The organism is Nocardia sp. NPDC050412, from assembly GCF_044458825.1.
In the GTDB taxonomy this organism is placed as follows: domain Bacteria; phylum Actinomycetota; class Actinomycetes; order Mycobacteriales; family Mycobacteriaceae; genus Nocardia.
In genome coordinates this window covers 325406-339071 of record NZ_JBITIJ010000002.1, presented here as the reverse complement: position 1 = coordinate 339071, position 13666 = coordinate 325406, and the positions used below count along the sequence as shown (strand labels likewise).

General features: G+C 65.1%; 15 protein-coding genes. 9 read left to right on the top strand and 6 right to left on the bottom strand.

Annotation, left to right across the window (positions count from 1 at the left end; translation table 11 throughout):
• The first annotated feature begins 223 nt into the window (after window positions 1-223).
• The 4 genes from ACIBI6_RS05630 to ACIBI6_RS05615 all read left to right on the top strand — a co-directional run bounded on the left by ACIBI6_RS05630 (window position 224) and on the right by ACIBI6_RS05615 (window position 3441).
• Window positions 224-895 (top strand): FCD domain-containing protein, encoded by a 672-nt coding sequence (locus ACIBI6_RS05630; protein ID WP_364343486.1) that lies wholly within the window; start codon window positions 224-226, stop codon window positions 893-895.
• A 20-nt stretch (window positions 896-915) separates the two neighbouring features.
• A complete protein-coding gene (locus tag ACIBI6_RS05625) occupies window positions 916-1719 on the top strand; it encodes an ABC transporter ATP-binding protein (RefSeq protein WP_396955425.1) in 804 nt (267 codons plus the stop codon).
• Window positions 1720-1828: 109 nt separating this feature from the next.
• Entirely contained in the window at window positions 1829-2176 is a 348-nt protein-coding gene (locus ACIBI6_RS05620) for a YciI family protein (RefSeq protein ID WP_364343498.1), read from the top strand.
• Between the two features lie 8 nt (window positions 2177-2184).
• Window positions 2185-3441, top strand: coding sequence for a sigma-70 family RNA polymerase sigma factor (locus ACIBI6_RS05615; protein ID WP_364343501.1), 1257 nt, complete (start codon window positions 2185-2187; stop codon window positions 3439-3441).
• A 3-nt stretch (window positions 3442-3444) separates the two neighbouring features.
• Here the strand turns inward: ACIBI6_RS05615 and ACIBI6_RS05610 are convergent, their stop codons facing one another.
• A complete protein-coding gene (locus ACIBI6_RS05610; RefSeq protein WP_396955424.1) occupies window positions 3445-3933 on the bottom strand; it encodes a hypothetical protein in 489 nt (162 codons plus the stop codon).
• Window positions 3930-4298, bottom strand: a complete 369-nt coding sequence (locus ACIBI6_RS05605) for a hypothetical protein (RefSeq protein ID WP_364343507.1) — start codon at window positions 4296-4298, stop codon at window positions 3930-3932. Before ACIBI6_RS05605 ends, ACIBI6_RS05610 begins: the two co-directional genes overlap by 4 nt.
• A 21-nt stretch (window positions 4299-4319) precedes the next feature.
• Between ACIBI6_RS05605 and ACIBI6_RS05600 the strand changes: the two genes are divergently transcribed.
• Window positions 4320-4913 carry a TetR/AcrR family transcriptional regulator gene (locus ACIBI6_RS05600; protein WP_364343510.1) on the top strand — a complete coding sequence of 198 codons (594 nt, stop codon included), beginning with the start codon at window positions 4320-4322 and terminating at the stop codon, window positions 4911-4913.
• Window positions 4914-5150: 237 nt separating this feature from the next.
• Here ACIBI6_RS05600 and ACIBI6_RS05595 read toward each other — a convergent pair whose 3' ends face one another.
• On the bottom strand, window positions 5151-5804 hold the full coding sequence (locus ACIBI6_RS05595; RefSeq protein ID WP_364343513.1) for an HAD family phosphatase: 654 nt from the start codon (window positions 5802-5804) through the stop codon (window positions 5151-5153).
• A gap of 248 nt (window positions 5805-6052) precedes the next feature.
• On the opposite strand from ACIBI6_RS05595, the gene ACIBI6_RS05590 reads away from it, so the two are divergent.
• Complete coding sequence (locus ACIBI6_RS05590) at window positions 6053-6724, top strand: PaaI family thioesterase (protein ID WP_364343516.1); 672 nt, start codon at window positions 6053-6055, stop codon at window positions 6722-6724.
• Between the two features lie 47 nt (window positions 6725-6771).
• Here the strand turns inward: ACIBI6_RS05590 and ACIBI6_RS05585 are convergent, their stop codons facing one another.
• From ACIBI6_RS05585 to ACIBI6_RS05575, 3 genes are read right to left on the bottom strand one after another with little or no spacing between them, the layout of a single operon-like run.
• Entirely contained in the window at window positions 6772-7935 is a 1164-nt protein-coding gene (locus ACIBI6_RS05585; protein ID WP_364343519.1) for a sulfotransferase, read from the bottom strand.
• A gap of 9 nt (window positions 7936-7944) precedes the next feature.
• Window positions 7945-8721, bottom strand: coding sequence for an SDR family oxidoreductase (locus tag ACIBI6_RS05580; RefSeq protein WP_364343522.1), 777 nt, complete (start codon window positions 8719-8721; stop codon window positions 7945-7947).
• Window positions 8721-9884, bottom strand: coding sequence for a hypothetical protein (locus ACIBI6_RS05575; RefSeq protein ID WP_396955423.1), 1164 nt, complete (start codon window positions 9882-9884; stop codon window positions 8721-8723). The genes ACIBI6_RS05580 and ACIBI6_RS05575 overlap by 1 nt, the downstream gene beginning before the upstream one ends.
• An 89-nt stretch (window positions 9885-9973) precedes the next feature.
• Between ACIBI6_RS05575 and ACIBI6_RS05570 the strand changes: the two genes are divergently transcribed.
• Genes ACIBI6_RS05570 through cysC form a run of 3 tightly spaced genes read left to right on the top strand, consistent with a single transcriptional unit; the run spans window position 9974 to window position 13664 of the window.
• Window positions 9974-10861, top strand: coding sequence for a helix-turn-helix domain-containing protein (locus tag ACIBI6_RS05570; protein ID WP_396955422.1), 888 nt, complete (start codon window positions 9974-9976; stop codon window positions 10859-10861).
• 32 nt (window positions 10862-10893) lie between these two features.
• Window positions 10894-11826 carry a sulfate adenylyltransferase subunit CysD gene (gene cysD, locus ACIBI6_RS05565; RefSeq protein ID WP_396955421.1) on the top strand — a complete coding sequence of 311 codons (933 nt, stop codon included), beginning with the start codon at window positions 10894-10896 and terminating at the stop codon, window positions 11824-11826.
• Window positions 11826-13664 (top strand): adenylyl-sulfate kinase, encoded by a 1839-nt coding sequence (gene cysC, locus ACIBI6_RS05560; protein WP_364343534.1) that lies wholly within the window; start codon window positions 11826-11828, stop codon window positions 13662-13664. The genes cysD and cysC overlap by 1 nt, the downstream gene beginning before the upstream one ends.
• Window positions 13665-13666 lie beyond the last annotated feature (2 nt).

The window sequence follows — 13666 nt, the reverse complement described above, 5'->3', positions numbered from 1 at the left end:
AGCGGCATGCGGAACGGCACCCGCTGGCGTGGCAATGGTGGGGAACATGGTCATGATTGCTGCTTCCTGGCCTTCGGGGCCGTCACAGAGAACGGTGACCGGCCACGACGAAGCCCCACGGCGGGCGGCCGGTCGTTAGGCCCCGCCGTGGCGGCTGAGCAGAAGCATGGTGCGCATGATTGCTAGACTATACACAACTCCTCAGACAAGTAGAGAGGTTCGGATGGTCTCGCAGGTACGGCGGCATCCGCTCGCGGCACAGGCGGCGGAACTGCTGCTGACCCGCATCCGGAGCGGGGAATGGCCACTGGGACATCGCCTTCCGGGTGAAACGACCCTCGCCGCGCAGCTCGGTGTCGGCCGCTCGACCCTGCGCGAGGCGATCCGCGAATTGGCGGGTAAGGGCGTGCTCGACAGTCGTCAGGGGGCGGGGGTTTTCGTGACCGCGCTGGATGTCACCGAGGACTGGGATGTGGTGCTGCGTCGTGCCACCATCGCGGCGGTCATCGAAGCCCGCATCGCGATCGAGGCCGAGGCCGCGGCGTTGGCCGCGCAGCGCCGCACCCCGGCCGACCTGCGCGCCATCCGCCGGGCCCTGGCCGCGCGCGAGGCGCACGGCGAACCGATCGCCGACCATGTCGATGCCGATATGGCATTCCATCGTGCTGTCATCGTCGCCGCCCACAACGATGTGCTCACCCAACTCTTCGACAGCTTCCTCCCCCGGCTCCGGGTGGCGATGATCGATATGCTCAAGATCCGCCCGGTCCCCTCGGAGCCCACCGACCACGACGCGCACATTCGGCTCACGGATGCGATCGCACATCGAAACCCCAGTGCCGCAGCCGAATTCAGCCGAAGGCACTTGAGCGCTTTGAAAGACGCGTTCACCTGAAGACCGAACGGAGATCTCTCATGCCCGAAACCCCGGTGCTGCAACTGACCGAGGTCACCTTCCGCCGCGAAGGCAAACAGATCATCGACGGCATCTCGCTGACCGTCCACGCGGGCGAACACTGGGCACTGCTCGGACCCAATGGCGCGGGCAAGAGCACCCTGCTCGGCTTCTGCGCCGCGGTCACCTTCCCGACCTCGGGCACCGTCGATATCCTCGGCCAGCGGATGGGCCGAGTCGATCTGGCCCCACTGCGCCACTCGATCGGCCATGTGAATCCGCGCCATCCACTGCGGTATCCGCTGACCGTCCGCGAGGTCGTGCTCACCGGCATCACCGCAACCATCGACACCCCGATGCGCTGGACGCCGACACCGGAGGATCTGCGCCGCGCCGACGCCATGATCGACACCGTCGGTCTCAAAGGTAAGGCCGAGGAGATCTGGCCGACGCTGTCCCAGGGCGAACGCGGCCGAACCCTGATCGCGCGCGCCCTGATCGCCGAGCCGCGCCTGCTGCTGTTCGACGAGCCGTCCACCGGACTCGATGTGGCGGCTCGTGAACAACTCCTGGAGACCATCGACGCCCTCGGCGAAACCCATCCCGAGGTCGCCTCGATCCTGGTCACCCACCATCTGGAGGAGCTGCCGAGCACCACGACCCACGCACTGCTGATCGCCGACGGCCGGACAGTTGCCGCCGGTCCCGCCGCCGAGACGGTCACGACGGACACTGTGAGCGCGGCCTTCGACCACCCGGTGGCAGTCCGCTACGACGACGGCCGCTGGACCGCGCGGGCCGCCGCGCGGGCCTGGCCCGCGTGACAAATGTGCCTTTTGGAAGAATTTTCGAGAGAATGTCGATTCGAGCCGATGCCGTTCGATGCGTTGAGTGAGGGTCGGACAAGCCGACCACCGAACCAAGGATGGCCAGATGCGACACATGATGCTGATCCGAGTCGATCCGACGGATGCGCCGGTTCCCGACGAGGCGCTGATCGAGCAGGTCAACAAGGTGATCGAGGAGATGACCAAGGCCGGGGTGCTGTTGGATACCGCCGGTCTGCATCCGATCACCGAAGCCACCAAGATCACCCAGGTCGGCGGTAAGCAGACCGTGCTCGATGGACCGTTCACCGAGTCGAAGGAAGTCGTCGGCGGGTACTGCCTGCTGCAGACGAAGACGAAGCAGGAGGCGGTGGAATGGACCTCGCGCTTCCTGAGCGTGCACGGGCCGGAGTGGAATATCGAGGTCGAGATTCGACAGGTCGTCGAGGGCTGATCCGATAGATGAGCCGGCCGCCCGAGCAGATCCGCGATGCCGTCGAAACCGTGTGGCGGATGGAATGGCCGCGCCTCGTAGCCGGGCTGACCCGGACCGTCGGCGATATCGACGCCGCCGAGGAACTGGCCCAAGACGCGCTGGTCGCCGCCCTGGAACAGTGGCCGCGCGAAGGCGTGCCGCCGAATCCGGGCGGCTGGCTCATGCTCACCGCGAAACATCGAGCGATCGATCGGGTGCGGCGCAATCAGAACCTCGCCCGGAAGCTGACGCTGGTCGGCCATGAACTGCGGACCGCTCCCGAGCCCGAGTCGGCGGAGGATATCGAGGACGATCTGCTGCGCATGATCTTCACGGCTTGCCATCCGGTGCTGTCACAACCGGCCCGGGTGGCATTGACGCTGCGGTTGCTCGGCGGATTGACCACCGACGAGATCGCTCGCGCCTTCGTCGTACCCGAATCGACTGTCGCCCAACGCATTGTGCGGGCCAAACGCACCATCGCCGCCAGGCGCGTGCCATATGCGGTGCCGCAGGGTGACGAGCTGGCCAGGCGTTTGGATTCGGTGTTGGAGGTCGTGTACCTGATCTTCAACGAAGGCTATTCCGCGACGACGGGCGATGATTGGATCCGCGTCGAATTGTGTGAGGACGCCTTGCGATTGGCGCGGATGCTGGCGAATCTGCTGCCCGACGAACCGGAAACACACGGCCTCGCCGCGCTGCTGGAATTACAGGCCTCGCGCTCGGCCGCACGGATGAGTCCCACGAAAACCGTTGTCCTGCTGGCGGATCAGGAGCGTTCCCGATGGGATCAGCTGCTGATCCGACGTGGTTTCGCAGCGCTGGGCCGGGCCCATGCGGCCAGCCGTAATCGCGGGCTGCGGCCGGGCCGCTATGCGCTGCAAGCCGCGATCGCCACATTGCATGCCATGGCGCCGAGCGCCGAGGAGACCGACTGGCGGCGCATCGCAGGCCTGTACGCGGTTCTCGCCGAACGCTTTCCGTCCCCGATCGTCGAATTGAATCGAGCCGTCGCGGTCAGCATGGTGCACGGACCCGCCGCGGGTCTCGAACTCGTCGACGCGCTCGTCGCCACCGGCACATTGGACAACTATCACCTGCTCCCCGCTGTCCGCGGCGACCTGCTCGACCGGCTCGGTCGACCAGCCGAAGCGCGGGCCGAATTCGCCCGCGCGGCGGAGCTGACCGGGAACAATGCCGAACAGGCGCTGCTGCTGGACCGCATGGCCGGATGTGAGTAACCGCTATTGCGATACCTCGGCCTCGGCCAACTCCTTCAACGTCAGCAACTGTTTGCGCATCATGACCACATCGCCGAGGACCAGCACGCGGGCGACAATCCACGGTGCGCCGCAATGCATTCGGACCATCAGTCGGGTGCCGTGCGCTTCGGGTCGCACCGCGTAGGTGACGCAGACGTTGCCGGAGACCAGGGTGATATGGCGGCACAGCGCGAAGGAGACGAGGGTGAACGTGGACATGAACCGCTGTCCCACCTCGAGTTCGGTCAGCGCCGGATCACGGTGGCGTGGGCTGCGCCTGCCGAAGTTGTCGAGCAGGTCGTAACTGTAAGGGGCGACCCGCAATTGGCACAGCCAGCCATATACCACGCTGGGTGGCGCATCAATGCTGATGGCCCGATCCGCCTGCACCCCACCAGGTTGCACCTCGTCACATGGCAGGGGGAGTTCGCATTCGGCCTCGGTGGCACCCCAGACCAACCCCGGGATCATGCCGCGGCCGCGATTCGGCGCAGCATATCGCGCACCACAATCTTGTGGCCGCCGGTGCCGATGACCAACGCGCGGTAAATTTTTCCGTGCAGACCTGGGAATTCGGCCCAGCTGCGCGCTCGCAGCAACGTCCGGCTCGGCCCCTGCTCGTCCAGTTCGAAGACCAGCGCATAGCGCGAGAACCAGTGCCGCCCACGCAGTGCCAGCCGAGCGGGCTCCTCGGCCGCGTCGAGCACGAAGCCGACCGGCGTCTTCGAGGGATCGCTCGGATCCTTGCAGACAACCTTCAGCAAGGCTTTCCACGCCCGATCGCGATTCGCTTCCACCGATCTGGCATGCTCATCTATGTAGGACAATCGCTCCATATAGAAGGAACGTACTAGTACATGGCGCCTCCCCGCAAGCACGACACCGACGTGATCCTCGACGCAGCGCGCACCCTCGTACTCACCGATGGCCCCCGCGCCGCCAGCGTCGCGGCGATCGCCGCGGCCAGTGGTGCACCCGTCGGTACGCTCTATCACCGCTTCGGCAACCGCAACGGCGTGCTGACCGCGGCCTGGCTGCGCGCGCTCGAACGCTTCCAGGACCGCGTCAAGTCCGCCGCCACCGATCCGGATCCGGTCGAGGCCGGTGTCGCAATGGCCGTGGCGAGCATTCGCTTCGGTCGCGAATTACCCGACGACGCGAGGCTTTTGCTGAACCTGCGCCCCAGTGATCTGCTCGACGGCGGACCGGACGCGGAGTTCCGTGCCCGGCTCGACGAAATGAACGCACCGCTCATCGAGCACCTGCGCCGCATCGCCGCCGCCCGCTTCGGCCGCGACGGCGAGCGCGAAATCGACGCCGTCAGCCGCGCCGTGGTGGACCTGCCCTACGCCGCCCTGCGCCGCCACGCCCAGGCCCCCGCCCTCCCCACTTGGCTCGAAGCCGACCTCACCGCCGCCGCCCGCGCCCTGCTCGAGTCCTACCAGCCCTGACCCCTGTCCCGGGATCCGCGCGTCTTACGGCCCCACATGAAAGGGGTTCAGAGCGCAGACCGCGAGGTCGCGTCTACCGGCGGGTGTCGATGAACTCGATAACCAAGCGGTTCTGCGGGCGCTGTGGCGATGGTTTTCGGCTCCGAATCGCACCGGAATCGAACCCGATCGCCGACACGGGGGCGCATGCGTCCGCACTGGAAGACCTCGGTGGTCTGGATGATCGGCGAGTCGGTCTCACCCTCCGGCGACGATTTCGGGGGTGAGTTTGTCGAGGGTGTCGATCACCTCGGCGGCCAGGGCAAGGGCGTCCGGCGCAGGCGGATATTCCGGGCGCGGCACGGCGATAACACGCATCCCCGCGGCATGTGCCGAGCGCAGTCCATTGCTCGAATCCTCGACGGCGGCACATTCGGTGGATTTGTGCCGCATGAAGGCGGCCGTCGCCACGTACACATCCGGTGCGGGCTTACCTCGATCGACCTCTTCGGTCGAGAAGGTGACGCCGAAGAATTCGATCAGCCCGGTGCGGCCGAGCACCGTGTCGATCAAACTGCGCGGCGACGAACTGGCCACCGCGAGTGGCCAGTGTTCGCTGATGCGCTGCACCGCCTCGACTGCCCCCGGCAGCAGCGGCACCGACTTCTCGTAGTGCTCGGCCATCCGATCGATCACGTCATTGGCCACGATATCCGGCGTCGCACCGACACCGAGTTCACCGCTGAGATAGTCCGACCACTCCCCCGTACTCATCCCCATCAAGCGCTGCTGGGTATCGGGTAGCCAGCGCCCGCCCTTCTCCGCCACGTACGCGCGGCGCACCTGCTCCCACACTGGCTCGGAGTCGATCAGAACGCCGTCCATATCAAAAACAACAGCCGCAATGTGCATACGGGACAAAGCCTTTCGCCAGCGACACCGTTCGGCGACGACCCGATGGTCGACCCATCGACCCGCCCCGCGGTGGGGGTTTTCGGAAGACCTGATGAACAACGAGTACCCACACTAGGCCAGCCCACCCCGCCCCCGCATTCGGCCATCGTGTCGACGCGCGCAACCAGCCATGGCGTACGGCCGATGCGACGCTGCTCCAGCCCCACCGAACGAGCATTCGACCGGCAACCGATAACGTGTTCTACATGAACGAAGAGCAGGTCGGTAACTCGCTGCCGAGCAAAGAACACCATGAGGGCGGGTTCCGGCCGATGTCGGAGCTGATCAATGCACAGCTGGACGAGCTCGATATTTCGCGCGGCGGGCCGCACTATGGTGCGTTCGTCGAGCAAGTGCGCAGTCTGATGGATCGGGCCAGGCTGGCCTGCCCGACCGATGAGCTCGCGCTGGAGACGATCGGCATCCTCAAACAGCTCAACGACAAGTTGGATACGGCAATCGTCGACGAATGGTCCGCGCCGACCTGGACCAGGGTCGACCTGCCCTCCCGCGGCAACATCACGCTGCCGCCGTTCGTCGTCGACAAGGCGGGCAAGGACGGCATCGAAGCCCGCATCACCTTTCGCACCTTCCACCTGGGCGGCAATAATGCCGCCCACGGCGGACAGGTCGCGGTCGGCTTCGACGATCTGCTCGGTATGGCCGCCGCGGTGCACGCGGGCCAGGTGACCCGCACCGCGTCGCTCACCGTCGACTACCGCTCCATCACTCCCCTCGACACCGAACTGCGGGTGCACGCTTGGACCGAGCGGCAGGAGGGCCGAAAGGTCTATGTCCGGGCCACCCTGCACGACGGCGAACGCCTCTGCGCCGAGGCGAAGGGGCTGTTCATCGTGCTCAAACCAGGTCAGCAGTGAGAACCGAGATCAGGTGAAATCGCAAATTCCACCTGATCTCGCATGTCCTAGCTCGTCGGGAAATGTTTGTTGCGGTATTCGGCGAAGCGCGCGTCGACCTGATCGGCGGTGAGGCCGAAATCCTCCAGCGTGTAGCGGTGCACGGGACGGGCCGCCCCGGTGGTGCTTTCCGCATGCAATGCCGTCATCGCGGCTTCGGCCGCTGAGCTCAGATCGATATCGAAGTGCCGGTAGATCGATCCGACGGTGCCGATCGGGTCCGCGATGAAATCGTCGTAGTACACATCGCAGAATTGAGCGGGATTGTGCCGCTTGCGGTCCGCGAGGAACTTATCCGCGCCCCTGGCCCACAGATCCAACTGCGCCGCACCGACGACCGGACCGCGGAACTTCTCCGACCACCCGGCCGAGGCCTGCTCGTTCAGACTGCATACCGAGGCGATGATGGTGCGTGGATCCCGGTGCATCTGGATCACCAGCGCATCCGGATATACCTCGAAGATCGCGTCCAGCGCGAACAAATGACTCGGGTTCTTCAAAACCCAGCGCCGGTCGGCATCGGGCATCCCGATCAACTGCAGGTTGCGCCGATGCCTGCGATAGGCATCGGTCCAATCCTGTTCGCGCAACCATTCGGAATATCCGGGCACATAGCCGAGGCATTCGTAGGATACCGACATCAACGACTGCCGCAGCAGCTGCCAGCACTCCTCCACCTGGTCCGCCGAAATATGGTGCACGCCCATGAATTCCGGATGTTCCACATGGTGCTGTTCGAATGCCGCCTCGATCCGCTGATACACCGGATTGTCCGCCCAGGTCTCGCGCGGTGGCCGCGGTTGCGGCATCTCGGTCAGCCACATTTCCAGGCCCTGATGCGCCGGATCCGCGTTGAGCAGCCGATGCACCGCCGTGGTACCCGAACGCGGCAGTCCGGTCACGAAGATCGGGCGCTCGATCGCGACCTCGGCATGTTCCGGAAAGCGTTGCCACGCCGCCTCACTCAGCAGCCGAGCGATCAGCGCACCTCGCAGGAAGGCCCGATTGACCTTATTCCCGAAGGGCGTCAGCTCAGCCTCCTTGGCATAGGACTCGAGCAGCACTGCCAGCCCCTCGCGGTAGCCGTCGTCGCCGAAATCGCTCAATCCGACGACCTTGGTCGCCGAGGCGTGCAGATCGTCGATGGTGCCGACGTCGTCTCTGCCGATCACAGTCATCTCCTAGTGGTGGTATTCGCCGCCATTGACATCCAGGCAGGCGCCGGTGATCGCCCGCGCCAGCGACGAGGCGAAAAAGACGACGGCGTCAGCGATCTCATCGGGCTCGGGCAGCTTGCGCAGATCGATCGTCTCGGCCGTTTCGGCATACACCTCTTCGGGGGTGATCCCGCGCTGCTTGGCCTGATAGTTGAAGTACCACTTCAAGTTGTCGGCCCAGATGTAGCCGGGCGCAATGGTATTCACCCGAATGCCCTTCGGCCCGAGCTCGGTGGCCAGGCTCTGAGCCAGCGCGAGCAGACTCGCCTTGGCCATCTTGTACGGCCCGAAGGTGCGCCGCGAATGCCGCAGCACCGCCGAATTGATCATGATCACCGAACCCTTCGACTCGGTGAGCGCGGGCACGAACAGACGCGTCAAGCGCAGTGCGGCAAGCACATTCGTCTCGAAACCGGCGCGCACATCATCGAGATCGACATCGGCCAGATCGGTGATCGGCGGAATCGCGAAGGCATTGTTCACCAGGGTGTCGACATGGCCGAAGGCACTTTGTGCCGTCTCGACCAGATTCGTCACGGCCGCTTCATCATTGATATCGGTCGGCACCACCACCGCGCGCCTACCGAGTTCGGTGATCTCCTTGGCCACCTCGGTCAGCCGCGATTCGGTCCGCGAGGCCAGCACTACATCCGCTCCAGCGCGCGCACTCTGCACCGCGATGGCCCGGCCGAGCCCCGGGCCGACGCCGGAGACGACAACTACCTTGTCCTGCAACAACATCAGCCGAGCATCCTTTCCGCCACGGCAACCTGACGCGCCGCGATCCGCGCCTTCCAATCCTCGGGTGTGATCCGAGCTTCCTGGTAGTACGGCAGCCGCTCGGGCAATTCGGCGACTGATACCACCTCCACCGTCGGCCCGTCCTCGGGCTTCAGATCCCGCGACAGCTGTTGCCAGCGGAACTGCAGGTACCCGCGCGCATGGCCGGTGCGCTCGATCCAGTTGGTCAGTCCCGGATCTCGCTCGCTGATCACGAGCCGGATCATCCCGTCCGGATCCACGCGCGCCTGGTCGGCGGTGAGGCTGGTCTGGTGGTTGATGTAGTCGAGCGACAGGTACCACATGCTGCCGAGTTGGAAACCCTGGTAAGGCGCATCCGATTTCGGCACCGTGAGGATCATCGCTTGATCGTCGTCGAGTTCGTAATGGCCGACGGAGGAGAACTGGGTGGTGAGCCCGCCCGGGGTGGAGCGCGGTTCGGTCATCGTGTTGACCGGCAGGTTGAGATAGAACCACTTCGGGAACGCCAGGAAGGTATTGAGCCGCGAGACCAGCATTTTCCCCGCGATGTCATAGCGCTTGCTCATCAGATCCCTGGTCAGCGGCGGCGGTGCGTCGCCGATTGTGTCCACCCGCTGAATGCGAATCGTGCCCGCCTGCTCGATGGCCCAGTCGCTGTATACCTCGCGAACCACGAGCATGGCGGAGTCGGGCGCGAGATGGACATAGCCGCGGCGCGCCTCGCCTGGCCCGAGACGGAGCTGATAGGAGCCGTCGGCCGCGATATCGAGGGCGCGAGCATCGAAGGCGGTCTCGCTGTCGGGGACGTCCACCGGCGAGTAGTTGCCGTTGAGCACCTGGAAGCTGAGGTCGCGGGTGGTGCCGCGCGTCCCGGTCACCACATACTCGGCGTCGGGACGCAGATATGAATGGAAGTAGAGGGTGTCCGGGTTGTCCAGACCCATCTTCGTATACGGCCCGGTGGACATGACGAAGAACGGAAAGTCCCGCTCGAAGGCCCACGCCATCTGGATGGAGGCGCGAATACTGCCCGCGAGGTAGTCGTAGCCCTCGACGAGGTCCTGTTCGGTCCGAATATGCGGTGCGCCGGTGATGATTTCCTCGGCGGCGGCGATGGCTTCCGCGAACGGCTGTGTCAGCAAGAGGCTTCTCCGAAGTAGCTGTTCCAAATATGTACCACTCTGGTACATTTCGATATGAGCAAGATTAGAACCTGTTCTAGGAGTTGTCCATGGTTGCCCGCAGATCCGCCCCGACCGCACGGGTGGTTCAAGTGCTGGATTTCTTCGTCGAGCGGCGCGGCAAACGCTTCGGACTCTCCGAACTGGCCCGCGAACTCGACCTGGCCAAACCGACCTGCCTGGGCATCCTCACCGAACTGACCGCGGGCGGCTATCTCATGCGCGACCCGAGCACCCGGTCCTACGGCCTCGGACCTGCGCTTATCGCCGCGGGCCGGGTCGCACAGGACAGCTTCGCCATCGCCTCCATCGCGCGCGGCGAACTGGAGAAACTCACCGCGCTCTACCGCACCACCTGTACCGCATCGGCCGTGGTCGGCGAGCAGATCATGGTGCTGGAGAGCACCGGTCCTGGCCTGGTCAAGGTGGGTGCGGCCTACCATTTCGCACCGCCGGTCGGTCTGATGTACGTGCTCTGGGATACCGACGCGGCATTCGATGCCTGGTTGCACAAGCCGCCGACGGTGCCGCTACGCCAGGACGAGGCCCGGCTACGCCGGATCGTGGCGGAGTGCCGCGAGCGCGGCTACCTGGTCGAAAGCCTGACCGCGGCGGGTCGGCGACTGTACGCTTTGCTGGCCGGGGTCGCGGCCAGCGATCTGCCCAATGAGGTGCGCGAACTCGTCGGCGAATTGGTGACCAGCCTCGGGGAGCGGGTCTATCTCGGCACTGATCTGCGCCCGCGCAAGGAACATCCGGTCAGCCTCCTCGCGGCACCCACCTACGGCGGCGACGGCAGGCAGAACATGGTGCTGACGATGTATGTCGGAGCTTCCATCACCGGCGCCGAGATCGATCGTCGCGGAACGGCGCTCGTGGCCGCCGCGGATCGGGTGACCGCCGAATCCGGGGGTCACAAGCCGGATTCCAACCATTGACCAATGACCGAAACGTGTTCTAGTTTTGGGGCGTGAGCCAGTACGCGAAGTCGACGGCGAGCACCTACGAGTTGCCACATCTGGACGCGCTCGAGGCCGAGTCGGCACATATATTCCGGGAAGTCGCCGCGACCTTCGAACGGCCGGTGCTGCTGTTCTCCGGCGGCAAGGATTCGGTGGTCATGCTGCACCTCGCGGCCAAGGCCTTCTGGCCGGCGCCGCTGCCGTTCCCGGTGCTGCATATCGATACCGGACACAATTTCGACGAGGTCATCGAATACCGCGACCGCACCGTCGAGCGGCTCGGTCTGCGACTCGTGGTCGCGAGTGTGCAGGACGATATAGACGCGGGCCGGGTAAAGGAGGAGACCGGACCGCGCGCCTCCCGAAACCGTTTGCAGACAGCCACGTTGCTGCGCTCGATCCGCGAGGGCGGATATGACGCGGTATTCGGCGGCGCGCGCCGCGACGAGGAGAAGGCGCGCGCCAAGGAGCGCGTATTCAGCTTCCGCGACGAATACGGGCAGTGGGATCCGCGCAATCAGCGACCGGAACTGTGGAATCTCTACAACGGTCGCCACAGCAAGGGCGAACACATCCGGGTGTTCCCGCTGTCCAATTGGACCGAACTCGATATCTGGCATTACATCGCCGCCGAAGCCATCGAGCTGCCGCCGCTCTACTACGCGCACCGCCGAAAGGTCGTCCAACGCGACGGAATGTTATTGGCGCACACGCGATTTCTCACCTTGCTCGACGGTGAGCAGCCGTATGAGAGCACGGTGCGATTCCGGACGGTCGGCGATGCGACCTGCACCGGATGTGTCGAATCGACCGCGGCGAACCCCGCGGATGTGGTCACCGAAGTCGCCGCCACCCGAGTCACCGAGCGCGGCGCCACCCGCGCCGATGACCGTATTTCCGAGGCAGGCATGGAAGACCGCAAACGGGAAGGGTATTTCTGATGACGACCACCACCCTGCTGCGCCTGGCCACCGCGGGCAGCGTCGATGACGGTAAGTCGACGCTGATCGGCCGTCTGCTGTTCGACTCCAAGACGATCTTCACCGATCAGCTCGCCGCGGTAGAGCGGACCAGTAAGGCGCGCGGTGACGACTATCCGGATCTGGCGTTGCTCACCGATGGCCTGCGCGCCGAACGCGAACAGGGCATCACCATCGACGTTGCGCACCGCTACTTCGCCACGCCCCGGCGCAAATTCATCATCGCCGACACACCCGGCCACATCCAGTACACCCGCAATATGGTCACCGGCGCCTCCACCGCCGATCTCGCGCTGATCCTGGTGGACGCGCGCAAGGGCATTGTGGAACAGACTCGGCGGCATGCCTTCCTGGCCAGTCTGCTCGGCATCCCGCACCTGGTGGTGTGCGTGAACAAAATGGATCTGGCCGGCTGGTCGCAGGACCGGTTCGAGGAAATCCGCGAGGAATTCGCCAGCTTCGCGACGAAACTCGAGGTCGCCGATCTGAGCTTCATCCCGATGTCGGCACTGCACGGGGACAATATCGTGCATCGCGGTGCGAGCATGCCCTGGTACGAGGGCTCGCCGCTACTGCACCACCTCGAGGAGGTGCATATCGCCTCCGACCGTAATCTCATCGACGCGCGGTTCCCGGTGCAGTATGTAACCCGCAGGCACGCAGAGGATTTCCGGGGGTATGCGGGCACTGTGTCGGGTGGTGTCTTCAAGCCGGGTGACGAAGTCGCGGTGCTGCCTTCCGGATTCACCACAACGGTCGAGGCAATCTGGGGTCCAGGCGGAACACCGATCACCGAAGCCTTTCCGCCGCAGGCCGTTACCATCCAACTCACCGACCAACTCGACGTCTCCCGTGGCGATCTGATCTGCCGCCCCGCGAACCGGCCCCATGTCGGACGCGATCTGGACGCGATGGTGTGCTGGTTCGCCGAGGACTCCGATCTCACCCCCGGTGCCACCTACACCATCCGGCACACCACCCGCACCGCGACCGCCGAGGTGCGCAGCCTGGACTACCGGCTCGACGTCAATACCCTGCATCGCGATGAGAGCGCGAATTCGTTGTCGCTCAACGAAATCGGACGCATTCAGCTGCGCACACGCCAGCCGCTGCTGTTCGATCCGTACCGCCGCAACCGCATCACTGGCAGCTTCATCCTCGTCGACGACACCACCAACAACACCGTCGCCGCGGGCATGATCACCGGGCCGACCTTGCCCTCCTCTCGTGTCGTCTGGCATGCCACCGCTGTCGGCCGCGACGAGCGCCCGACAGCAGGGCTGACGGTCTGGTTGACCGGCCTGTCCGGCTCCGGAAAGTCCTCCGTCGCAGTGGAACTGGAACGTCGCCTGGTCGCGGCGGGCCGTCCGGCCTTCCTGCTCGACGGTGACAATCTGCGGCACGGCCTCAATGCCGACCTCGGCTTCGGCGCGGCTGATCGCGTCGAGAACATCCGCCGCGTGGGCGAAGTGGCGCGACTGTTCGCCGAAGCCGGTGTGGTCGCGGTGGTTTCCCTGATCAGTCCCTACGCCGCCGATCGCAATAAGGTACGGGCCGTGCACGATACCGCGGGCATCCCGTTCGTCGAAATCTTCGTGGATACACCACTGGAGATCTGCGAGGCCCGCGACCCCAAGGGCATGTACGCCAAGGCCCGGGCCGGTGAGATCCGCGGCTTCACCGGCATCGACGATCCCTACGAGGCACCCACCCGAGCCGAACTGGTGCTGCGTCCCGAGGACGGCGATCCGGCGGCCATGGCCGCGGCCATCCTCGCCAAGCTGGCGGATCTCGAATGATG